The sequence below is a fragment of the Demequina sp. NBRC 110053 genome (genome assembly GCF_002090095.1).
Taxonomy (GTDB): Bacteria; Actinomycetota; Actinomycetes; order Actinomycetales; family Demequinaceae; genus Demequina.
Window position 1 is genome coordinate 180037 of record NZ_BBRJ01000003.1, and the last position, 21307, is coordinate 201343.

A 21307-nucleotide genomic window follows, 5' to 3' on the forward strand; every position below is an offset into this window, starting at 1 on the left:
TACCGCCGGCGTGGTGGTGGATGCGCGCTCGCGTTGCCGCCCTCCGTGAGCGAGTGGGGCCCCACTCGCTCACCTCACGCGGTTGATGAGCGAGAACGCGCCACCAGGCCGATGCGCGGGTCGAGTCAGGGGGCGAGGTAGGGCTCGAGCGCGGGGATGTTGCGTGCGATCCAGTACAGGACCACGGCACCGGCGAGCACGTACAGCGCCCACGCCGGCGCAGGGCGCCGGCGCACGGGGCGCCCGCTCGCGGCGAGCACCCACGCCACCCAGCGCCACACGAGCCACGGCGCGACGATCACGGCGAAAGGGTTCATGTCCCACGCGCCCGCCAGATCGCCGTTGGCCGCGTCGTGAATGGCTCGGAGCGACCCGCATCCGGGGCAGTAGAGCCCCGTGACGAGGAGGCTGGGGCAGGTCGGGTAGTGGCCGCCCTCATGGGGATCCACGCTGCCGACGTAGGCGACGGCCGCGATGGCGCCCGTCGCCACGAGGATGGGAGCGACGAGCGGGTGGAGGCGCGACGTCAGCTGCTGCCGCGCCGCCTCCACCCGCTCATCGAGGCTCACGTCGCGTCAGCTGCCGGCTGCCGAGAACGAGAGCGCGCCACCCAGCAGCAGCGCGAGGTAGCCGATGCCCACGACCAGGCCGATCCCGATGCCCCAGAACGAGACCTTCTTCGCGGTGTCAGCGGACTCCTGCGCCCCGGCGTGGTCGCCGCGCTCCCACTTGCCGTTCACCTCGGCGGCCTTGACGATCGCCCAGATGCCGAGCGGAAGGCAGCACAGCACCGTGGTGATGATCGCCAGGACGAGGTTGTTGTTCGGCGGCTGGCCATTGCCTCCGACGGGCGGCGGGCCTGCGGCTGGCGGCGGCGGTGGGGGCGGGGTGATGTCACTCATGCTTGTCTCCTTTGATGTGGACGAGCGACCGGGAAGTCCCGAGCGCTACTGCAGTGGCTGGCCGTGGCCCAGCGCGCGGAGCGCCGCTCCAGCGGCGAGCGCAACGACCGCGAGACCGACGCCCACCCACACGACGGGCCAGACGGGGATGGCGAGCCCCACCGACGCGATCAGCGCGGCGATGGTGAGGCCGATGTTGGCCACCCACGCAGCGGTGGTCTTGCCGTGGTTGGTGTGGGCCATGTCCGGAAGGTCCTCCGGAGCGATCTCGATGCTCGACATTGTTGCTCCTTGCGTGTCGTGGTGGTCAGTCTAGCCAGGACCGATGGGTCGCAGGCGGGAGGCGAGGCTGATCGCGCGGATCATCGCCGCGGCCTTGTCCTTGGTCTCCTGGTCCTCGCTGGCGGGCACCGAGTCCGCGACGATGCCGGCGCCCGCCTGGACGTGGGCGACGCCGTTCTCGATGAGGGAGGTGCGGATCGCGATCGCCATGTCCATGTCGCCGGCGAAGTCGAAGTACCCCACCGCGCCGCCGTAGAACGCGCGGCGGGTGGGCTCGATCTCGTCGATGAGCGCGATCGCGCGCGGCTTGGGAGCGCCGGACAGCGTGCCGGCCGGGAACGTGGCAGCGAAGACGTCGACCGGCCCGTAGGCCGGCTCGAGCTCGCCCACCACCGTCGAGCAGATGTGCATGATGTGCGAGTAGCGGTTCACCCTCATGAACTCGAGCACCTCGACGGAGGTGGGCTCGCACACCTTCACCAGGTCGTTGCGCGCGAGGTCGACGAGCATGACGTGCTCGGCGAGCTCCTTGGGATCAGCGAGCAGATCCTCCTCGAGCGCCTTGTCCTCCTCGGGCGTCGCGCCCCGGGGACGCGACCCGGCGATCGGGAACGTCGACACCCGTCCACGATGCACGGCCGCGAGCGACTCCGGGCTCGCACCGACGACGGCGAAGGCGCGACCCAGGTCGTCCTCGAGGTGGAAGCAGTACATGTACGGACTGGGGTTGAGGGTCCTGAGCACCCGGTAGACGTCGAGCGGCGACGCCTCGCAATCGAGGTCGAACCGCTGCGCGGGCACCATCTGGAACACCTCGCCATCGCGGATCGCGCCCTTCGCGAACGTCACCATGTCCTCGTACTCGCCCGGCGCCGAGCGCTGGCGCACCTCAGGCGCGACGGCGGCGGCGTCGAGCGCCGACACCTCGCCCGGCTCGGCCGCGAGCAGCGCCCGCTCCATCGCCTCGACGCGCGCCACGGCATCCCCGTAGGCGCCCTCGATGCCGGTCGCCTGAGCGTCCGCGTTGACCGCGTTGGCGATGAGCCACACCGAGCCGTCCTGGTGGTCGATCGCGGCGATGTCCGTCGCGAGCAGCAGGTGCGCATCGGGCACGTCGATCTCGCGCGGCGCCTTCTGCGGCAGCGTGGGCTCCCACTGGCGGACGATGTCCCAGCCCATCACTCCGACGAGGCCGCCGGTGAGCGGCGGCAGTCCAGGAATGGGCTCGGACTGCAGTTCGCGCAGCGCGCGCCGAATCGTCTCGAGCGGCGCGCCGTCCGCGAGTCCGACCGGCACGTCGCCCGACCACCGCGCGTCGTCGCCGTCGATCGTCAGCGCCGCGCGCGAGCGCACCCCCACGAACGAGTACCGACCCCGCGAGCCGTCCGGCTCGGCGGACTCGAGGATGAACGTGCCCGGCCGCTCCCCCGCCAGGGCGCGGTAGACCGCGACGGGCGTGAGCGCATCGGCGAGGACCCTTCTGACCACCGGCACCACGCGCCGCGTCCGTCCGTACTCCACGAACTGCTCGTAGCTGGGCCACGTCTGACCCCACTCCACGGTGACGCTCACGCGGGGCCACCCCCCGCATCGGCGTCACGGGCTCCCAGGTCGCCCCCCGCATGGAAGCAGGTGCGCGCTCCCGTGTGGCAGGCCGGTCCCACCTGCGTCACGGTGACGAGGAGGGCGTCGCCGTCGCAGTCGATCTCGACCGCGTGGACGTGCTGGACGTGTCCCGAGGTGTCGCCCTTGCGCCACAGCTCGCCGCGCGACCGGCTCCAGTAGACGGCGCGGCCCGTGGTGAGGGTCTCGTGGAGCGCCTCATGGTTCATCCAGGCGACCATGAGGACGTCGCGCGAGTCGCGGTCCTGCACCACGGCGCACACCAGTCCGTCCTCGGTGCGCTTGAGGCGCTCGGCGACGTTCTCATCCAGCGGCATGGGCTCATCCTTCCAGATCACGACCACCGCGCACTCCGCCGCCGCGTGAGTCCCCCTCGCCCTCCGCGCGAAGTGGATCCACGTCGCTGGTCTCGGGCCCCGGAGCAGCGAAAGGGATCCCTTTCGCGGGCAGGGGGAGAGACGATGCGCCGGCCGGGAGACGTGTCAATCGCGCGTCTGGGAGACCCACGCCGCATACAGCGAGGCATAGGTGCCGCCGGCCGCGACGAGCTCGCGATGGGGACCGACCTCGATGAGCTCGCCCTGCTCCATGACAGCGACCAGGTCCGCGCGCTCAGCCGTCGACAGCCGGTGCGCGATCACCACGGACGTGCGGCCCTGCATGAGGCCCTCGAGCGCGCGCGAGATGCGCACCTCGGTCGCCGGGTCCACCGCGCTCGTGGCCTCATCGAGCACCAGCAGGTCAGGATCGCGCAGATACGCCCTGGCGATCGACACGAGCTGACGCTCGCCGGCGCTCAGCAGCTCACCGCGCGGGCCGACATGGGTGTCGAGGCCATGGGGCAGGGCCTCGATCCAGGCGTCCAGACCCAGCGACTCGAAGGCCGCGAGAGCGCGGTGCTCGAGGTCATCGGGGCTCGCATCCGGGATCGCGTACGCGAGGTTGGTCCGCAGCGTGCCGTCGAAAAGGAAGCCCTCCTGCGGCACCACGGCGATCGACCGGCGCAGCGAGTCCATGGGCACCTCGCGCAGGTCGACCCCGCCCACGCGCACGGCGCCCTCGGTCGGGTCGAAGAACCGCGACATGAGGCGCGCGAGCGACGTCTTGCCCGAGCCTGTCTGGCCCACGAGCGCGATGCGCTTGCCTGCCGGCACGGACAGGTCGACGCCCTTGAGCACCTCGGGTCCACCGGGATAGGTGAGACGGATGCCCTCCATCTCGAGCTCGCCGTGGCCGTGCGGGATGGGGGTGCCGTCGGGTCCGGGGTCCGCGATGGTGACCTCCTCGTCGACCAGCTCGAGCACCCGCCGCCAGCCGACCACGGCGCGCTGCATCTCCGCGAGCATCTCGATGATCCACATGAGCGGGCCGGCGAACATGTACACGAGGAACGCGAATGCGACGACGGTGCCCACGGTCAGGTCGCCGCGCAGCGCGAGCGCCGTGCCTCCGATGAGGGCCAGGCCCGTCGCGAGCGACTGGCCCAGCACTGTCGATGAGAAGTTGAGCGAGGCGAGGATGGACGCCTTGCGCTCGGCGGCGAGGATGTCGTCGATGTCGTCGTTGAGCTGATCGCGCATGCGCTGCTGCACGCCATACGAGCGAATGGTCGCGACGCCCTCGAGCTGCTCCGACGTCCGCCCCAGCAGGTCGGCCATCTTCGAGCGCACGCCCTGGAAGGCGCGCCGCACCCGCGGCTGGATCCACAGCAGCGAGACGACCATGGGCGCGAACGCCACGAGGACCAGCAGGGACAGCTGCCACGAGTAGGCGAGCATGACCAGGAAGACCGCGGCGGACTCGAGGGCGGAGATGATCATCGCCGCGCCGGTCCACTGCATGAGGTCGCGGATGGTCTCGACGTCGCCCGTGACACGCGACACGTAGCGGCCGCGCTGCTCCTCGTTCTGCGTGAGCACGGACAGCTCGTGAACCTTGCCGAACGCACGGATGCGCAGCGTCGCGAGGCCCGCCTCCGCGGCGGACACCATGCGCACGCGCACGCGCCACGCGAGGGTGGCCGCGATGATCAGCACGCCGGCGCCGGCCATGGCATAGCGCAGCACGACCTCGACGTCGACCCCGCCGGGGGCGAGCAGCCCCAGGTCAGTGACGCGCTGCGTGAGGAACGGCACCGCCGCGCGACCGCACGCGGCGAGCGCCGCGAGGATCAGCGTCACCACGAGGCCCGCCCGGAACTCGGGGCTCACCTGCAGGCCGCGACGGAACATCTGGCGAACGGTCATGGACTCGTGGTCGGCCGAGCGCCTCTGGTCTGCGTTCGACTGCTGTGCGGCCGTCATCCGACGTACCCCGCTTCCTCCTCGGCCTGGCGGCGCGAGTCCTCCTCGTAGGCGAGCACCAGCTCGCGGTAACCGCGGTCGCGCTCGAGCAGCTGCGCGTGCTTTCCCGCATCGACGACGCTGCCCGAGTCGACGTGCACGACGTGGTCAGCGAGCAGGATGGAGGCGAGTCGATACGCGATGATCAGCACCGTCGGACCTTGACCGTCGGCGCTGAGGCCCCTCAGGATCTCCTGCTCGACCCTGGGGTCGACGGCACTGGTGGCGTCGTCCAGGACGAGCACGCGCGGCTGGCGGACCAGCGCCCGCGCGAGCGCGAGCCGCTGGCGCTGGCCGCCGGAGAGGTTCATGCCGCGCTCGGCGAGCACCGCGTCCAGCGCGGAGGCGCCGTCGCGGCCCAAGCCCTGCACGACGTCGGTGATGTTGGCCTGGTCGAGTGCTCGCCACACCGCGTCGTCGTCGTAGTCCTCGCCCAAGGTGACGTTGTCCCTCACCGTTCCGGCGAACACGAACGCCGTCTGCGGCACGAGCGCGACATGGTCGCCGAGCTTCGCGATGGTCTCCATGTCGATGTCGTCGAGAGAGATCGCGCCCTGCACCGGGCGAGCGAGCCGTGAGGCGGCGAGAGCCACCGTGGTCTTGCCGGATCCGGTCGCGCCGACGAGCGCCGTGACGGTGCCCGGCTCGAGCTCGAGCGAGACGTCGCGGAGGATGACCGCGAGCCCGCCGTCTCCGTCGTCGGCGCCGATGTCGGCGCCGTCGAAGCGGATCGCGCCCGCGCCGTCGCGCGCGACCTCGCGGTGCCCTGGCTCGTCCACCTCGGTCGCGGCCTGGGCGATCTCGCCCACGCGCCGGAACGCGACGAGCGCCTGAGGCATCTGGCCGAGCACCCAGCCCAGCCCGCGGATCGGCACGGCGAGCAGGGTGACCAGGTAGATCGCGGCGACCACGTCGCCCACGGTGACCGCTCCCGCCTGCGCGCGGTAGGCGCCCACGATCATCAGCGCGACCGATCCGAGCGGCACCACGAGGTCCATGAGGGGCTCGAACCAGGCACTGGTGCGGCCCACCTTGATGTCCGCGTCGCGCAGCCCGTTCACGGCCGTCGAGAATCGGGCGGTCTCGCGGCGCTCGGCACCCAGAGCCTTGACGACGGTCCCGCCCTCGAAGCTCTCGTGCGCGATGGTCGAGACGTCGGCGCGCAGCTCCTGGCCGAGGTCCCAGCGCGGCGTGATGACCTTCTCGTACAAGAGGTTGATCGCGAAGATGATCGGCACGACGGCCAGCCCGGTCACGGCGAGCCACGGATCCATCCGCCACATCGACCAGCCAGCGGCGAACATCATCACGAAGGACCCGACGGTGAAGGCGAAGGGGTGCAGCGTGTTGGTCGCGCTCTCCGAGTCCGACGACATGGCCGACAGGATGCGACCCGACGGGTTCGCCCGGTGCCACCCGAGCGGAAGGCTCGCGAGCGCATCGGCCACCACGCGTCGGTGGCGCGAGCCCACTCCCGCCACCGCGATGCCCTGGACCCCGCGGCGCAGTCCCACCAGCACGGCATTGAGGATGCCGATGCCCAGGAAGGCGCCGCCGGCCAGGAGGATCGCCTCGAACGGGTCCTGGGTGATCTCGCCCCACACGCCCTGGATCGGCTCTCCCTCGACGCCGGGGATCACGACATCGTCGGTGATCTCGCCCAGCAGGGTGCCGAACATCACGGTGAGGATCGAGAACACGGCCGCGGCCGCGATGGCGAACATGAACCGCCAGCGCTCGGTGCGCATCGCGTGGCGGACAAGCTGGAACGACTTGCGGTTGAAGGATCCGCTGAGGCGGTAGTCGTCGGCCCGCTGGGAGCCGCTCATCGGACCTCGATCCCTGCGTCGCGCATCGCTGCCTTGACCTCCTTGATGCTGAGAGTGCCGAAGTGGAAGACGCTCGCCGCGAGCACCGCGTCGGCGCCCGCACGGGCCGCCTCGACGAAGTGCTGGGCGGTGCCGGCACCGCCGGAGGCGATGAGCGGGATGGACACCACGGCTCGGACGTCCCGGATCATCGCGAGGTCGAAGCCGCCGGTGGTGCCGTCAGCGTCCATCGAGTTGAGCAGGATCTCCCCCGCGCCCAGCTCGGCCCCGCGACGCGCCCACTCGACCGCGTCGATGCCCGTCCCCGTCTTGCCACCGTGCGTGGTCACCTCGTAGCCGGACTCCGTCACGGTGTCCGGACCGCAGCGGCGAGCGTCGACGGACAGCACGAGCACCTGCGAGCCGAACCGCTGTGCGATCTCGGCGATCAGCTCCGGCCGCTCGATGGCGGCGGTGTTCACGCCCACCTTGTCCGCTCCCGCACGCAGCAGTCGGTCGACGTCCTCGGGGCTGCGCACGCCGCCGCCGACGGTCAGCGGCACGAACACCGTGTCGGCCGTCCGTCCCACCATCTCGTACGTGGTGTCGCGGCCGTCGCTCGAGGCGGTGACGTCGAGGAAGGTGACCTCGTCGGCGCCGGCGTCGCCGTACGCGCGGGCGAGCTCGACCGGGTCGCCGGCGTCGCGGAGATCCTTGAAGTTGACGCCCTTGACCACGCGGCCGGCGTCCACATCCAGGCAGGGGATCACTCTCACGGCGGCACCCATCACGCCTCCGGATTCCACACGTCGAGGACGTCGACGACGAACACGGTCGTCCCCTGCACCGGGTAACCGAGCACCGGCGGCACCACCAGCAGCACCCGCGAGCCCTCGGTCTGGTCGAGCAGGCCCTGCTGCAGTCCAGGGACGGCCGAGACCTCGTCCATGTTCACGAGCAGCGGCGCGGTGTCGACGGGCCAGGACGACTCGAACACGTCGCCGGCGTGCCAGAGCTCGCCGGCCTCGGTCCCCGCCTCCTCATCGGCAGGACTGTCCGCGTAGTAGTAGATCGCATAGTTGGCGAGCACCTGGGAGTTGCTGGTGATCTGCCTGCCCTGGCCGGCGACCAGCGTCGCGACCTGGAGATCGGCCGGCGGCGCGGCGTCCTCGGGGATGGTGACCACCGGAGCGCCATCGGCGCCCGTGGTCACCGTGGGCATGCCGTCCGGGGGGTCGACCGCCTCGCCGGCGGGCTCGATCGGGAGCACGTCCACCACCATGGCGATGGGCTCGCTCTCGGCGACGCCCTCACCGGGGGGCGTGACGACGAGCACGCGAGCGCCCACGTTGACCTCGCTCAGCGCCTCGTACATGGCCTCGCCGATGATCTCGGGCGCGAGCACGAAGGAGTCCGGGGTCCCGTCGTAGGTGTTGATGATGACCGTGCCGTCGACCAGCGACTCGCCGTAGGTGTCGAGCAGCAGCGCCTGGCCGTCGACCAGCGGCTCGCCGTCGCCCTCCCACAGCACTTGCGTCTCCTCGTTGCTGTAGTCGACGCCCGGCAAGAACTCGATGTCGGGTGCCAGGGTCTCTGACTGCGTGACCGTGATGGCTTCGACGCCGCCCGACGGGGTCACGCTGGTGCCCGGGGAGTCGCCATCGCTCGAGCACGCCGCGAGCGCCAGCGCGCCGGCGCAGGCGCACGCGAGCACGGCGAGACCACGCATGGTTGCCCCTTTCGAGACGGGAGGAGGTGTGCTCAGTCTACTGCCGGGCCAGGCTCGTCGAGCGCGGCCAGCAGGCTGTCGACGCGCTCATCCGTCGCCCGGAACGGGTCCTTCAGCAGGATCGTCCGCTTGGATCCGCCCGCGAGCTTGAGGTGGACCCAGTCGACGGTGAAGTCCTGCCCGGCGTCGAGCGCCGCCGCCACGAAGCGGCCCCTCAGCGCGGCGCGGGTGGTGGCGGGGGCATGGGAGCGGGCGTGATCGATCTGCGCCTCGGTCACCACGGTGGCGGCGAGACCGTCGCGCACCAAGCGATGGAACAGGCCACGCGTGGGCGAGATGTCGTGATACGCGAGCTCGAGTCGTGCGAGGCGCGGATCGTCGAGGGTGCAGTCGAGGCGCGACTGGTACCGCTCGAGGAGCCGCAGCTTGATCGCCCAGTCGAGCTCCGTGTCGACGCCGGAGAAGTCCTGCGTGCGCACCGCGTCGATCCCTCGCTGCCACAGGTCGACGATCCGCTCCACCTCGGGTGTGCGCTCGATCGCGTCGCCCACGCGCGAGCGCACGGCGTCGAGGTAGGTCTGCTGGACCTCGACCGCGGTCAGGCGACGGCCGTCCGCCAGCTCGACGGTCGCGGCGCCGGTGAGGTCGTGCGCCACGGCTCGGATCGCCTGCATCTCCTTGGCGAGCGTGAGGTCCGGCAACGGGATCCTCGCCTCCATGAGGCGCAGGATGAGGTCGGTCGCCCCGACCTTGAGCAGCGTGGTGGTCTCGGACATCGACGAGTCGCCCACGATCACATGCATGCGCCGGTACAGCTCGGCGTTGGCGTGGGGCTCGTCCCGAGTGTTGATCATGGGTCGCGATCGCGTGGTGGCTGAGCTCATCCCCTCCCACATGTGATCAGCCCGCGACGAGAAGCTGAAGTGGGAACCCGTCGGGGTGCGCGTCACCGTCCCCGCACCCGTGACGATCTGACGAGTCACGAGGAACGGCAGGAGCGCCGAGGCGAAGGCCCGGAAGTCGGCGCGGCGACGCACCAGGTAGTTCTCGTGGCAGCCGTAGCTGTTGCCCGCCGAGTCCACGTTGTTCTTGTACAGGTGGATCTGCCCGGCGACCCCGGCGTCGGCGAGGCGTCGCTCGCCCTGCTCGACCAGGTCGTGGACGATCCGCTCCCCCGCCTTGTCGGAGGCGATGAGGTCCGTGAGGGTGTCGCACTCGGCGGTCGCGTACTCGGGATGCGCACCCACGTCGATGTAGAGGCGGGAGGCGTTGGGGAGGAAGACGTTCGATGAACGCCCCCACTGCACCACCGAGTGGAACAGGTGTCCGGCGACCTCCTCGGGCGTGACGGCGCGCGCGTTGGGCGCATCGAGGTGCAGCCCGAACTCGGTCTCGAGCCCGAAGATGCGACGCTCAGCCGGGACGTCGAGCGGCGGAGGGACGTCGGCGGAGATGCCGCCCGGGAGCACGGACGCGGCTACTGCCCGCCCTTCTGGACGAATGAGCGCACGAACTGCTCGGCGTTGGTCTGCAGCGAGTCGTCGATCTCGTCGAGCAGGCTGTCGAGCGCATCGGTGCTCTCGGCCTTGGCGCCGCCGGGGGTGGGAGCGGGCTCGGGCGCGTCGTCCTCGTACGGCTGTCCGGAGGCGTGAGTCTGAGGCATGTCTCGAGTCTAGCCCCGCGGCCCTGGGCCACACCCCTGCGGGCTGGCGCCCCGCTCTCGACTCCCGACAGTCACGAACACCACGGGACGCGACACCCCGCCTGCGCGGCCGTCCGGCCTCCAGGCGCGGGCGTGTCGGCACGAGGATGTTCGGAAGTGGCGGGGCGCGGGGGTCAGAAGTGTCGGGGCGAGTGTCGGTCACCCGTCGAGAGACTGCGGGAGCAGCGCCGATGCGCGGGCTGGGTCAGCCCAGCTCGTCGAGAAGCGGGTGCGAGGTCTGGAGGGGATCGTCGAGGTGCAGCACCTCGAGCCGGCCGTGGCGGGTCTCGCGGTCCAGGACCACGGTGGACCAGCCGGCTGCGTCGACCAGCTCGGGGTGGCGACTCACGAAGGCGCCGCGCACGGCCGCGCGGGTCGACTGCGGTGCCGTGTGGACGGCGGTGGCGACCTCGTCATCGCTCGCGATGCGCGTGACCGCTCCTGCGGCGCCGAGGCGGGTCGCCCACCCGTCGCCGAGCCGGCTCCACTGCAGGTCGAGTGCCGCGAGGCGCGGGTCGTCCCATGCGAGCGGCATCGCGACGCCGTCGTCCCCTGCCACGGAGTTCTTGTCGCGCAGCCGCCCGAGCAGCTGCAGCTTCGCGACCCACTCCACGTCCTTCGCGGCGGCGAAGATGTCCCGCCCGAGCGCGTCGAGCACGCCCTCCCAGCGCGCGAGCACCTGCAGGTCGTCCGCGCTGTCGGCGTAGTCCCGCGCGATCTCCAGCAGCGCGCGCTGCACGTCGAGCGCGGTCGCCCTCTCCCCCGACGCCAACGGCAGCTCGGCGCGCAGGTCGAGGTCGCGTGACACGCGAGTCACAGCTCCGACGGGGTCGGCGAGGACGAGCGTCTCGAGGCGCTCGTCCTCGGCCTCGATCGCGCTCAGCACCAGCGCCGTCGCACCGATCTTGAGGTAGGTCGGCACGTCCATCGCGTTGGCGTCGCCGATGATGACGTGCAGGCGCCGCCACAGCGTGCGATCCGCATGGGGCTCGTCCCTGGTGTTGACGATGGGGCGGCGCAGGGTGGTCTCGAGCCCGATCTCGGTCTCCATGTAGTCGGCCCGCTGCGAGATCTGGAAGCCTGCGCGCTCGCCGCGCTGGCCGATCCCCACGCGGCCCGCGCCCACGACCACCTGGCGGGTCACCAGGTGCGCGGTGATCAGCCGCGCCAGCGCGTCGAAGTCCACGTCGCGGCGCACGAGGAAGTTCTCGTGCGTGCCATAGCTCGCGCCCTTGCCGTCGACGTTGTTCTTGTACAGCTCGACCCGCGACCCCTCCTCGGCGGCGTAGCGCTCGGCGGCCGCGAGCGCGATGGCGTCGCCTGCGCGGTCCCAGATCACGGCCTCGCGGGCGCTCGCCACCTCCGGACCCGAGTACTCGGGGTGCGCGTGGTCCACGTAGAAGCGCGAGCCGTTCGCGAGCACCGCGTTGAGGTGGGCGGGGTCCTCCCAGGAGCCGCGCCGGCGGCGCAGCGAGATGCGGCCGTGCGCGGGATCCCACTCGTGGACGTCGGTGAGCATGTCGGCGCCCGCGGTCGCCCGATCGCGGCGCATGCCCCGCTGGTCCTGCAGCGGGTCCTCGCCCCCGTAGTCCCAGGGCGCGGTCTGCCCGTCGGCCCACAGGCGGCACGCGCTCACCAGGCGCGACGACAGCAGGATCGGGTTGGCCTGAGGCGCGTCGGGGTCGACGATCCCGTACTCGGTCTCGATGCCGGCGACGCGCATGCTCAGCCCTCGCGCAGCGAGCTCGACGCCACGGCCCTCGCCTCGGCGAGCTCCTGGTCGCAGGCGGCATCGACATGCGCGGCGGTGAGGCCACGCTCTCCTCCGGCGATGACCGCCTTGATGGCCCGCGTCTTGGCGCGGTCGACGGCGTTGCGGATCAGCGCGCCGGACATCAGGGACTTGTTGTTCGGGTCGGCGTAGAGGCGGTCGACGCCGCGCTCGGCGAGGTCCTTCGCCACCCGCACGCGGTCGCCGCCGGCGGCCTCGACCGCGGACGCGGCGAGCGGCAGGTCAGGCGTGAGGTACTTCGAGAAGATGTCGCGCGCGGAGGCCGCGTCCGGGCGGGAGATCTCGATCTTGACGTCGAGGCGGCCCGGCCGCAGGATCGCCGGGTCGAGCATGTCCTCGCGGTTCGAGGCGCCGATCACGATGACGTTGCCCAGCTGCTCGACGCCGTCGAGCTCCGTGAGCAGCTGCGGAACGATCGTCGTCTCCATGTCCGAGCTGACGCCCGAGCCGCGCGAACGGAACAGCGCCTCCATCTCGTCGAAGAACACCACGACGGGCGATCCCTCGGAGGCCTTGGCCCGTGCGCGCTCGAAGATGGTGCGGATGTAGCGCTCCGTCTCACCCACGTACTTGTTGAGCAGCTCCGGCCCCTTGACCGACAGGAAGTACGAGCGGTCGGCGCCCACCGCATCGGCGAGGCTGTGCGCGACCGCCTTGGCGATGAGCGTCTTGCCGCAGCCAGGAGGGCCGTAGAGCAGGAGGCCGCGCGGCGGGGTCAGCGCGTGCTCGCGGTACAGGTCGGGGTGGCGCAGCGGCAGCTCGATCGCGTCGCGGATGCGCTCGATCTGCGGGGCGAGGCCGCCGATCCGGTCGTAGTCGACGTCCGGCACCTCCTCGAGCAGCAGCGCCTCGACGCCCGTGCGCTCGATGCGCTCCGTCGCGAACCCGGTGCGCGGGTCGATGATGACGGTGTCGCCCTCCGACAGCCGCGCGCGGGCGTCGCCGCCGGTGAGGATCACCACGCGCTCGTCCTCGCCGCGGGCGACCACCAGCAGGCGCTCGTCGTCGATGACCTCGCGCACGATCGCGCCCTGGCCTGCACGCTCGGGCTGGGCGACGCCCACGACGACGCTCATGGGGTTGAGCAGCACCTCGGCGCCGGGCACGAGGTCGCCCTCGACGTTCGGCAGCATCGCGACGCGCATGCGGCGGCCGTTGCTCACCACGTCGGCGTGCGCGCCCACCCGCTGGACGAAGGTCGCGAAGGTTTGCGGCGGCTCCTGGGCCTGCGCGAGCTTGTCGCGCATCTCGCCCAGCGACGAGCGAGCGGACTCGAGCAGGCGCTGCAGCTCCGCGTTGCGCGCCTGCAGCGCGGCGACGCGGTCCTGTCCGTCGGCGACCATCAGCTGTCCTCCTCGTTCGTCGCCACGCCCTGCGCGGCCTCGTCGTGCCCGTGCTGCTCGACCTCGCGGATGTGCTGCGCATCGCGGCGCACGCGACGGACCTTCTTGTCGCTGACGGCACGCTCGCCCAGGTCCTCCGGCGACCAGTCGGCGTCCGTGGGGTAGGCGCCCTTGGCCGGGCGGCGCTTGCGCAGCGGCGCGTCCACGCCCGGCGCCAGGCGCCGCGTGGTGAGCAGGAAGCCGGTGTGGCCGATCATCCGGTGATCGGGTCGCACCGCGAGGCCCTCGAGGTGCCAGGTGCGGACCATCGACTCCCACGCCTGCGGCTCGGTGAAGCCACCGTGCTCGCGCAGGTCCTCGGCGAGCCGCGACAGCTGAGTGGTGGTCGCGACGTAGGCGAGCAGGACGCCGCCGGGGCCCAGCGCATCGGCCGCCGCGTCGAGGTTCTCCCATGGCGCGAGCATGTCCAGGACGATGCGATCGACGGTGCCGGGCTCGGCGACGTCGCCCACGCGGTCCGCGAAGTCGCCGATCTCGAGCCGCCACGCCGGGTGTGGCCCGTCGAAGTGGCTCTCGACGTTGGCGCGCGCGATGTCGGCGAAGTCCTCGCGGCGCTCGATGGAGATGAGCTCGCCGCCGTCGCCCACGGCGCGCAGCAGCGACATGGTGAGAGCGCCGGAGCCCACGCCCGCCTCGACCACGCGGGCGCCGGGGTAGATGTCCGCCATCTGGATGATCTGGCCGGAGTCCTTCGGGTAGATCACCGCGGCGCCGCGCGGCATCGACATCACGAAGTCGCTCAGCAGCGGCCGCAGCACCAGGTACTCGTAGCCTGCGGTGTTGGTGACGACGGTGCCCTCGGGCTGGCCGATGATCTCGTCGTGCGTGAACTGCCCGCGGTGGGTGTGAAACGTCTTGCCCGCCTCGAGCACGATGGTGTGGTGGCGGCCCTTGGCGTCGGTGAGCTGGATGCGGTCGCCGGCACGCAGGGGCCCGCGGCGCGCGGCGGCGCCCGTCGGAGGGGTGGGGACGGTCATGCGCTCCAGTCTAGGGGCGGGCGAGAGGGCCTCCCGAGCGGGCGCTGGCCCCTGCCAGGCTGCCTACTGCAGCGCCTCCGTGACGTCCGACAGCCGCGCGACGCCCACGGGGCGCCCGTGCTCGACGACGACCCAGCCGTCGGTCCTGCCCCACCATTCGCGCAACGCGCCCACCAGCTCCTCGCCGCCCAGCGTAGGCGAGACCTCGCACCCGCGGGGCGTGGGCATCAGCACTGACGTCAGGGTCGTCGCGCCACGCGACTCGGCGGGCACCGCCTGGCCCACGGCCACGGGAAAGTGCCCGGCGACGGCGCCGTCGGCGCCCGTGACCACCACCTCGCGCGCTCCCGAGCGCGTCGCAGCCGCGAGCGCATCGTCGACGCTGGAGGTGTAGGGCACCGCGATCGCCGGCACCATGACCGATCCCGCCGTCACCACCTCGCGCTTGCTGAGATGCTGCGCCGCGCGGAGCGCCTGAGATGCGGCCGGCCACAGGATCAGCGCGATCAGGCCGGCCCACATCACGTCGAACAGCTGCGGGGTGCGCCCTTGAGCGAGCGGTGCTCCGAGCGCGAAGAGCACCACTCCCACGGCGATCGAGCGGCCGCCCCAGGCCGCGATGATGACGCCCTTCCACCGGTCCTTCGTCACGGCCCACACGATCGACTCGAGCACCCGCCCGCCGTCCATCGGGATGCCGGGCAGCGCGTTGAAGACCGCGAGGATGAGGTTCGCGATGGCGATGTACTGGATGATCAGGTAGCCGGTGATGTCCCCGCCCACGAGGTCGATGAGCGTCACATCGAACAGTCCGGTCGCGAGCAGGGCGTAGGCGATGCCCGAGATCACGAGGTTGGTCACCGGACCAGCGGCGGCGGTGAGTCCGTTGTCGCGCGGCGTGAGCCCGCGCGCGTCGAAGCTGGTGTGGCCGCCCCACAGGGTGATCACCACCTCGTGCACCTCGCGGCCGAGCGCCTTCGCGGTGGCAGCGTGGCTGAGCTCGTGCAGGAAGACGGACACGAACAGCAGCACGGCGAGGATCAGCCCGATGGTGAAGCCTCGGCGCGTGAGCTCTGCTCCTCCCCCGGTGCTGAACAGGAATGCGAGCAGCACGAGCATGAGCAGGGTCGACGGCTGCACGATGATGCGGCCGCCGAATGCGCGGCCCAGCTGGAATCCGCGCGTGCGCTGAGGGGCGTCGGTCATGGCACCACGGTAGTTCCTCGCGGCCACGCCTCGACGCGTGCCCTCGGGTGGGGACCGGGAGCGCCGATGCGCGGGCTGGGCTCGCCGTGTCAGTCGCCGACCCTAGGGTGGAGGCATGAGCAGAGCCCCCGCCCTGTCACCCTCGCGAGCCGGCGACTTCCGCCAGTGCCCGCTGCTGTTCCGCCTGCGCACGATCGACCGCCTTCCCGAGCCTCCGTCGCTGGTTCCGAACCTCGGCACCCTCGTCCACGGCGTGCTCGAGCACCTCTACGACCGACCACCGGGCGAGCGCACGGTGGAGACCGCGCACGCCATGCTCGAGCCCGAGTGGCACGCGATGATCGCGAAGGATCCCCAGCTGGCCGAGCTCGTGCAGGATCCTGCGGAGCGGGATCGCTTCTTCACCGATGCGCGCGAGCGCCTGAGCACGTACTTCACGCTCGAGAACCCCCAGCGTCTCGAGCCCACGGGCCGGGAGGAGTTCGTCGAGTACCAGCTCGACGACGGGCCGCGCCTACGCGGAGTGATCGACCGCGTCGAGGTCGCACCGGATGGGTCGATCCGCATCACCGACTACAAGACCGGGAAGACCCCGCATCCGCGCTACGGCCAGCAGGCGAAGTTCCAGATGCGGTTCTACGCGCTGCTCGTCGAGCGGCTGCGCGGGCGCCGGCCGGCGCTGCTGCAGCTGCTGTACCTCCGCGACGGAGGCACGGTCGTCCTCCATCCCACGGATCAGGACATGGACCTCATCGAGCACGAGATCCGCGAGCTGTGGGCGGACATCACGGCCGCGGCGCGGAACCTCAGCTTCCGCCCGCGGCGGTCGAAGCTGTGCGACTGGTGCACCTTCCAGGCGCACTGCCCGGAGTTCGGGGGCACGCCGCCGGTCATCGATCCGGTCGCTGTCGAGCGGGCGCTCGGCGTCGGCGCCGCGTAGGCACCGGCCCGCGACGCATCACAGGGGCGCGACGGCACCGCGGCCGGAACGGCGCCGTGCCCGACGGACGCCGCTAGTGCAGTCCCGCCCGGTACAGCTGACGGAACGCGTCCATGTCCGAGTCTCCACCCGCGCCGAACACGCCGCCGAGGCCGAGCTCCTCGAGCAGCCCGAGCGCACGTCCCACCTCGTCGGCGCGCGCGGCGGCGAGCCACTTGGCGTTCTCGTCGCCCGCGCTGCGAGCCGGCGAGCCCGGCTGAGACATCACCGAGGCACGCTCGCGGTCATGGCTGGCGAGAGCGTCGTCAGCGGGCCGCTGGTGACCCAGGTGCACCACGAGGTCGCCGACCACCTGCGGTTCCGCGACCGCCTCCTCGTAGCCGAAGAGGAACACGGACCGCGGCGCCAGCGTGCGCAGCAGGACGCGGTTGTCGATCGCCCACAGCAGCACGCCTCGCTCCAGCGGCGAGGCGGCGCTCGCGGCGAGTGCGGGGAGGTTCGGGGCGTGCTCCTCGATCAAGCGTTCGTCGGCCAGGATGCGATCGAGCTTCGCGTCCGTCCACGCCAGCGCGGACCGGCTTCCCACCTGGGCCAGAGGGTGGCGCACCACGACGGCCATGGGCACCTGAGGGAACTCCGCCTGCAGCCAGCCGCCCCACAGGTGGGAGTGGATCTCCTTGATCACCCGCGCATCGGTCCTGCTGTGACCATCGAGCGGCACGCATTGGTGGAGCCAGGGCGCGTCGAAGCGCCCGGCGAGCACGTCGCCCACGTGCTGACGGAGGGTCTCGTCGCGCGTGCCAGGTGGGAGGTAGCCGCGCGGGACGACCTCGCCGGAGCGCTGCACCTCGATGGGGTGGAAGGGCTCGAAGATGGGCCGCGCGGCCGTGAGTCGAACCAGCTCCTGGAGCAGCCAGGTGGTTCCGCTGCGGCCGCTGCCGAACAGCACGCTCGCCCCGCGAGTGTCCCGATCCTTCGCGCGCCACGAGGAGGTCAGGCGGTTCATCACCGCGCCCACGCGCGAATCATGTCCGGACGGAGTCATGCGCTCACTCCTCGTCGCCGAGCTCGTCGATGCGGCGCCCACCGGCGACCTCACCGAGGACATCCGGCGTCAGGCGTGCGAGCGACGCCACGCGCGACAGCTCGGGGCGCGCCGGAATGGGGGTGAGGCGTCGCACGCCGATGGTGCGCGCGCCGGACGCGAGCGCCGAGGCGACCCCCGCCGGCGAGTCCTCGATCGCCACGCACCTCTCGATGTCGACGCCCAGCTCGCGCGCCGCCGTGAGGAACGCCTCGGGGTCGGGCTTGCCGCGCTGGACCCGGTCGCCCGTCACCACGACGGCGAACGCGTCCGGCGCCTGCGCCACGAGAGCGTTCGCCAGCCGCGTGTACGACATCGTCACCAGAGCGCACGGGATCCCGGCCGCGACCACGCGCTCCAGCAGCGCCCGTGCGTCCGGCTGCCAGGGCACGTGGTTCCGCACGCTCTCGGTGACACGGGCGAGCAGGTGCTCGACGATCTGCTCGACCTCGAGGTCGACGCCGCGGTCCTTGAGGATCTGCCCCGACACGGTGAGCGGGTTGCCCACCAGCGACAGCCCGTCCTCGTGAGTCCACGGGGCGTCGAACTGTCGCGCGAGCTCCATCTCCGCCGCGATCCAGTAGGGCTCGGAGTCGATCAACGTGCCGTCCATGTCCCACAGCACGGCGGCCGGACGAGGGTGCTGTTCGGTCACGAGTCATGAGTCTAGGCTGGGTGAATGAGCACGGACGAACGCGAGAGCGCCATCGGCGCGGAGGAGACCGTGATGATCGCCGCGTTCGAGGGCTGGAACGATGCGGGCGGCGCCGCGTCAGCGGCCCTGGACCATATCGCGGAGGTCTGGGGTTCGCAGCAGCACGTGGCCATCGATCCCGAGGACTATCACGACTTCCAGGTGAGCCGGCCCTCGATCACCCGCCTGCCCTCTGGTGATCGGGTGATCTCGTGGCCAGGAACCGTGGTGTCCACGACCCCCGGGCCGTGGCACGGCGAGCGCACGCTCGCGCTCACGCGCGGCATCGAGCCGTCGATGCGCTGGCGCTCGTTCAGCGCCGAGGTGCTGGACGCGGCCGAGGAGCTGGGCGTCACCACGCTGGTGACCTGCGGCGCCCTGCTGCTGGACGTGCCGCACACCCGTCCCCTGCCGACCTTCGTGACCAGCGACGATGTCGACGCACGCGAGCGCTACGGGCTCGAGCCGTCGGACTACGAAGGCGCGACGGGGATCGTCGGCGTGCTCGGCCACGAGGCGCAGCTGCGCGGCATCACGGTGCTCAGCGTCTGGGTGGGCGTTCCGCACTACATCGCGCACCCACCCAGCCCCAAGGCGACGGCGACGCTGCTGGGTCAGCTCGAACGCCTGCTCGGCGTCTCGATCGACCTGGGCGAGCTGCCCGACGAGGCCGAGGCGTGGCAGCGCGGCGCGGACGAGCTCACCGAGGAGGACGAGGAGATCGCCGCCCACGTCGAGCAGCTCGAGTCCGTGATGGACGAGACCAGCCTCCCCGAGGCCTCCGGCGACGCGATCGCCGCCGAGTTCGAGCAGTTCCTGCGCAGGCGCGGCGAGGGCGGGCCCAAGCGCACGGACTGACGGACCGATCTCCAGCGCGTCGATTCGCAACCGCGCCGGAGTGACGAGCCGGGGCGATCAGTCGATGGCCGTGAGCACGCCCGCGCCGAGCAGGACGAAGATGAGTGCGGCGAGGCCGATCCGGTACCAGACGAACGGCCAGAACGAGTGGCGCGTGATGATCCTCAGGAACCACACGATCACGACGTAGCCCACGCCGAAGGCGACGGTCGCCGCGAGGATGGTGTTCGCGATGCCCGGGCCTCCCGGCGCCGTCAGCTCGCCCGAGTTCGCGACGAGCTCGAACAGGCCTGAGCCCAGCACGGCGGGGATGGCGAGCAGGAACGAGTAGCGCGCGGCCGCCTCACGCGTGAGCCCGAGGAACAGGCCCATCGAGATGGTGCCGCCGGAGCGCGACACGCCTGGAATGAGCGCCATCGCCTGCGCCAGGCCCAGCAGCCACGCGTCCTTGGCCGTGAGCTCGGTGAGCTCGCGCTCCTTGCGGCCGATCCTGTCGGCAAGGCCCAGCACCAGCGCGAAGATGGCCAGCACCGCCGCCGTCAGGTACAGGTTGCGGAGGTGATGCTCGATGAAGTCCTGGAACAGCAGTCCGAGCGCCACGATCGGGATCGAGCCGAGGATCACCCACCAGCCCAGTCGCGCGTCGGGGCTGCCCTTTCCCAGACGGGCAGCCCTGTCCGTGCCGTTGCGGCCGGCGAGCGCGGCCAGCCATGCGGAGACGATGCGCGCGATGTCCTTGCGGAAGTACAGCAGCACCGCTGCCTCGGTGCCGATCTGGATGATCGCCGTGAAGGCGGCGCCGGGGTCGCCGCCGCTGGGCAGCAGGGGGCCGATCACGCGAATGTGCGCGCTGGAGGAGATGGGAAGGAACTCGGTGAGCCCCTGCACGATGCCGAGGACGACCGCTTCCCACCAGTTCATGACGGCAAGGCTAACCCCCCGCGAGTCGCGCCGATGCACGGGCCGCGCGTGGCGGTAGCGTCGCGTTCATGCAGCGCAGGCGGGTCGGCACGAGCGGATTGACGGTCTCCGCGCTCGCCCTGGGAACGATGACGTGGAGTCGCGACACCGGCGCCGACGAGGCCGGCGCTCAGCTGGATGCCTTCCTCGACGCAGGCGGCACCCTCGTCGACACCGCCGCCTCGTATGCCGACGGCGGCTCGGAGGCTCTCATCGGCACCATGCTCGGCGGCACGATCGCGCGAGACGACATTCAGATCTGCACCAAGGCGGGGATTCGGCGCACGGACGGCGGCGGCGTGATCGACGCCTCGCGCGACACGCTGCTCGGCACTCTCGATGCGTCGCTCGAGCGGCTGGGGACGGACCACGTCGACCTGTGGCTCGTGCACGCCTACGACCCCGTCGCCCCCATCGAGGAGACGCTTCACGCCCTCGAGATCGCCGTCAACTCCGGGCGTGCGCGCTACGTGGGCGTGTCCAACCACCCCGGCTGGGCGACCGCCAGGATCGCCACGCTCGCCAGCCGGCCCGCGATCAGCGCGGTCCAGGCGGAGTACTCCCTCGTCCAGCGCGGCATCGAGCGCGAGGTCGTCCCGGCGAGCGCCGCGCTCGGGCTCGGCGTGCTCGCCTGGTCGCCACTCGGCCGCGGCGTCCTCACCAGCAAGTACCGGGAGGCCATACCGGCGGACTCCCGGGCGGCCTCCGATCACCTGGCCGGGTTCATCGCGCCGTACCTGGACGACCGCGCGGCGGCGATCGTGGACGCCGTCGTGACCGCCGCGCAGGGGCTCGATCGCGAGCCGCTCGAGGTGGCGCTGGCATGGACCATGGCCCGGCCCGGCATCGCGTCGGCGATCGTGGGCGCGAGGACCGCGGCCCAGCTCCGGCCGTCGCTCGCCTCTCTCGACCTCGAGCTGCCCGCGTCGATCGCGGACGCGCTCGACGACGTCTCAGCGCCGCCCATCGGCTACCCGGAGCGGCGGTAGCGACCATGACGATGCC

Annotated in this window: 21 protein-coding genes; 3 read left to right on the top strand and 18 right to left on the bottom strand. The window is 71.6% G+C overall.

The features are described from left to right. Window positions 1–125 precede the first annotated feature (125 nt). From B7K22_RS09965 to B7K22_RS10035, 15 genes are all read right to left on the bottom strand, one after another. On the bottom strand, window positions 126–569 hold the full coding sequence (locus tag B7K22_RS09965; RefSeq protein ID WP_234983454.1) for a DUF2752 domain-containing protein: 444 nt from the start codon (window positions 567–569) through the stop codon (window positions 126–128). Window positions 570–575: 6 nt separating this feature from the next. Further along, window positions 576–902 (bottom strand): CD225/dispanin family protein, encoded by a 327-nt coding sequence (locus tag B7K22_RS09970; RefSeq protein WP_200807427.1) that lies wholly within the window; start codon window positions 900–902, stop codon window positions 576–578. A 45-nt stretch (window positions 903–947) separates the two neighbouring features. Further along, complete coding sequence (locus tag B7K22_RS09975; protein WP_084040109.1) at window positions 948–1184, bottom strand: HGxxPAAW family protein; 237 nt, start codon at window positions 1182–1184, stop codon at window positions 948–950. A 30-nt stretch (window positions 1185–1214) separates the two neighbouring features. Continuing rightward, window positions 1215–2756 carry an anthranilate synthase component I gene (locus B7K22_RS09980; RefSeq protein WP_084040110.1) on the bottom strand — a complete coding sequence of 514 codons (1542 nt, stop codon included), beginning with the start codon at window positions 2754–2756 and terminating at the stop codon, window positions 1215–1217. Further along, the gene (gene hisI / locus B7K22_RS09985) at window positions 2753–3124 is read right to left on the bottom strand and encodes a phosphoribosyl-AMP cyclohydrolase (RefSeq protein ID WP_084040482.1); all 372 of its coding nucleotides are present in this window, start codon (window positions 3122–3124) and stop codon (window positions 2753–2755) included. Before hisI ends, B7K22_RS09980 begins: the two co-directional genes overlap by 4 nt. Before the next feature lie 165 nt (window positions 3125–3289). Next, window positions 3290–5053 (bottom strand): ABC transporter ATP-binding protein, encoded by a 1764-nt coding sequence (locus B7K22_RS09990; protein WP_144276388.1) that lies wholly within the window; start codon window positions 5051–5053, stop codon window positions 3290–3292. Window positions 5054–5106: 53 nt separating this feature from the next. Then, window positions 5107–6978 carry an ABC transporter ATP-binding protein gene (locus tag B7K22_RS09995; RefSeq protein WP_084040112.1) on the bottom strand — a complete coding sequence of 624 codons (1872 nt, stop codon included), beginning with the start codon at window positions 6976–6978 and terminating at the stop codon, window positions 5107–5109. Next, on the bottom strand, window positions 6975–7745 hold the full coding sequence (hisF, locus tag B7K22_RS10000; RefSeq protein WP_084040113.1) for an imidazole glycerol phosphate synthase subunit HisF: 771 nt from the start codon (window positions 7743–7745) through the stop codon (window positions 6975–6977). Before hisF ends, B7K22_RS09995 begins: the two co-directional genes overlap by 4 nt. Continuing rightward, entirely contained in the window at window positions 7745–8686 is a 942-nt protein-coding gene (locus B7K22_RS10005; RefSeq protein ID WP_084040114.1) for an FKBP-type peptidyl-prolyl cis-trans isomerase, read from the bottom strand. Before B7K22_RS10005 ends, hisF begins: the two co-directional genes overlap by 1 nt. A 32-nt stretch (window positions 8687–8718) precedes the next feature. Beyond that, the gene (gene pafA / locus B7K22_RS10010; protein WP_234983455.1) at window positions 8719–10155 is read right to left on the bottom strand and encodes a Pup--protein ligase; all 1437 of its coding nucleotides are present in this window, start codon (window positions 10153–10155) and stop codon (window positions 8719–8721) included. Window positions 10156–10163: 8 nt separating this feature from the next. Next, on the bottom strand, window positions 10164–10349 hold the full coding sequence (locus B7K22_RS10015) for a ubiquitin-like protein Pup (RefSeq protein WP_084040115.1): 186 nt from the start codon (window positions 10347–10349) through the stop codon (window positions 10164–10166). Window positions 10350–10593: 244 nt separating this feature from the next. Further along, entirely contained in the window at window positions 10594–12111 is a 1518-nt protein-coding gene (dop, locus tag B7K22_RS10020; RefSeq protein ID WP_084040116.1) for a depupylase/deamidase Dop, read from the bottom strand. Between the two features lie 2 nt (window positions 12112–12113). After that, window positions 12114–13523 carry a proteasome ATPase gene (gene arc, locus B7K22_RS10025; protein WP_084040117.1) on the bottom strand — a complete coding sequence of 470 codons (1410 nt, stop codon included), beginning with the start codon at window positions 13521–13523 and terminating at the stop codon, window positions 12114–12116. After that, window positions 13523–14560: a tRNA (adenine-N1)-methyltransferase gene (locus B7K22_RS10030; RefSeq protein ID WP_084040118.1), complete on the bottom strand. Its 1038-nt coding sequence runs from the start codon at window positions 14558–14560 to the stop codon at window positions 13523–13525. The genes arc and B7K22_RS10030 overlap by 1 nt, the downstream gene beginning before the upstream one ends. A gap of 63 nt (window positions 14561–14623) precedes the next feature. After that, a complete protein-coding gene (locus B7K22_RS10035) occupies window positions 14624–15766 on the bottom strand; it encodes a site-2 protease family protein (protein WP_084040119.1) in 1143 nt (380 codons plus the stop codon). A gap of 115 nt (window positions 15767–15881) precedes the next feature. Here B7K22_RS10035 and B7K22_RS10040 point away from each other — a divergent pair, with 115 nt between their 5' ends. Then, window positions 15882–16706 (top strand): PD-(D/E)XK nuclease family protein, encoded by an 825-nt coding sequence (locus B7K22_RS10040; protein ID WP_084040120.1) that lies wholly within the window; start codon window positions 15882–15884, stop codon window positions 16704–16706. Between the two features lie 73 nt (window positions 16707–16779). Here B7K22_RS10040 and B7K22_RS10045 read toward each other — a convergent pair whose 3' ends face one another. Together B7K22_RS10045 and B7K22_RS10050 are read right to left on the bottom strand one after the other, a co-directional pair. Further along, window positions 16780–17751, bottom strand: coding sequence for a hypothetical protein (locus B7K22_RS10045; protein ID WP_084040121.1), 972 nt, complete (start codon window positions 17749–17751; stop codon window positions 16780–16782). A gap of 4 nt (window positions 17752–17755) precedes the next feature. Then, window positions 17756–18445: an HAD family phosphatase gene (locus B7K22_RS10050; protein WP_234983456.1), complete on the bottom strand. Its 690-nt coding sequence runs from the start codon at window positions 18443–18445 to the stop codon at window positions 17756–17758. Between the two features lie 24 nt (window positions 18446–18469). Between B7K22_RS10050 and B7K22_RS10055 the strand changes: the two genes are divergently transcribed. After that, window positions 18470–19342 (top strand): PAC2 family protein, encoded by an 873-nt coding sequence (locus tag B7K22_RS10055; RefSeq protein ID WP_084040122.1) that lies wholly within the window; start codon window positions 18470–18472, stop codon window positions 19340–19342. A gap of 57 nt (window positions 19343–19399) precedes the next feature. On the opposite strand, the gene B7K22_RS10060 is transcribed toward B7K22_RS10055, so the two are convergent. Then, window positions 19400–20263, bottom strand: a complete 864-nt coding sequence (locus B7K22_RS10060) for an undecaprenyl-diphosphate phosphatase (protein WP_084040123.1) — start codon at window positions 20261–20263, stop codon at window positions 19400–19402. 68 nt (window positions 20264–20331) lie between these two features. Here B7K22_RS10060 and B7K22_RS10065 point away from each other — a divergent pair, with 68 nt between their 5' ends. Then, window positions 20332–21291: an aldo/keto reductase gene (locus B7K22_RS10065; protein ID WP_084040124.1), complete on the top strand. Its 960-nt coding sequence runs from the start codon at window positions 20332–20334 to the stop codon at window positions 21289–21291. The last annotated feature ends 16 nt before the right edge of the window (window positions 21292–21307 follow it).

Coding starts and splice junctions, on each gene's coding strand:
- dop (WP_084040116.1), bottom strand. CDS start 12,111: ATGCGCGTCGCCGGCATCGAGACCGAGTACGGGATCGTCGACCCCGAC.
- B7K22_RS09995 (WP_084040112.1), bottom strand. CDS start 6,978: ATGAGCGGCTCCCAGCGGGCCGACGACTACCGCCTCAGCGGATCCTTC.
- B7K22_RS10030 (WP_084040118.1), bottom strand. CDS start 14,560: ATGACCGTCCCCACCCCTCCGACGGGCGCCGCCGCGCGCCGCGGGCCC.
- B7K22_RS10065 (WP_084040124.1), top strand. CDS start 20,332: ATGCAGCGCAGGCGGGTCGGCACGAGCGGATTGACGGTCTCCGCGCTC.
- hisI (WP_084040482.1), bottom strand. CDS start 3,124: ATGCCGCTGGATGAGAACGTCGCCGAGCGCCTCAAGCGCACCGAGGAC.
- B7K22_RS10055 (WP_084040122.1), top strand. CDS start 18,470: ATGAGCACGGACGAACGCGAGAGCGCCATCGGCGCGGAGGAGACCGTG.
- B7K22_RS10015 (WP_084040115.1), bottom strand. CDS start 10,349: ATGCCTCAGACTCACGCCTCCGGACAGCCGTACGAGGACGACGCGCCC.
- B7K22_RS09975 (WP_084040109.1), bottom strand. CDS start 1,184: ATGTCGAGCATCGAGATCGCTCCGGAGGACCTTCCGGACATGGCCCAC.
- B7K22_RS10060 (WP_084040123.1), bottom strand. CDS start 20,263: ATGAACTGGTGGGAAGCGGTCGTCCTCGGCATCGTGCAGGGGCTCACC.
- B7K22_RS10040 (WP_084040120.1), top strand. CDS start 15,882: ATGAGCAGAGCCCCCGCCCTGTCACCCTCGCGAGCCGGCGACTTCCGC.
- arc (WP_084040117.1), bottom strand. CDS start 13,523: ATGGTCGCCGACGGACAGGACCGCGTCGCCGCGCTGCAGGCGCGCAAC.
- B7K22_RS10005 (WP_084040114.1), bottom strand. CDS start 8,686: ATGCGTGGTCTCGCCGTGCTCGCGTGCGCCTGCGCCGGCGCGCTGGCG.
- B7K22_RS10045 (WP_084040121.1), bottom strand. CDS start 17,751: ATGACTCCGTCCGGACATGATTCGCGCGTGGGCGCGGTGATGAACCGC.
- hisF (WP_084040113.1), bottom strand. CDS start 7,745: ATGGGTGCCGCCGTGAGAGTGATCCCCTGCCTGGATGTGGACGCCGGC.
- B7K22_RS09970 (WP_200807427.1), bottom strand. CDS start 902: ATGAGTGACATCACCCCGCCCCCACCGCCGCCGCCAGCCGCAGGCCCG.
- B7K22_RS10035 (WP_084040119.1), bottom strand. CDS start 15,766: ATGACCGACGCCCCTCAGCGCACGCGCGGATTCCAGCTGGGCCGCGCA.
- B7K22_RS09990 (WP_144276388.1), bottom strand. CDS start 5,053: ATGACCGTTCGCCAGATGTTCCGTCGCGGCCTGCAGGTGAGCCCCGAG.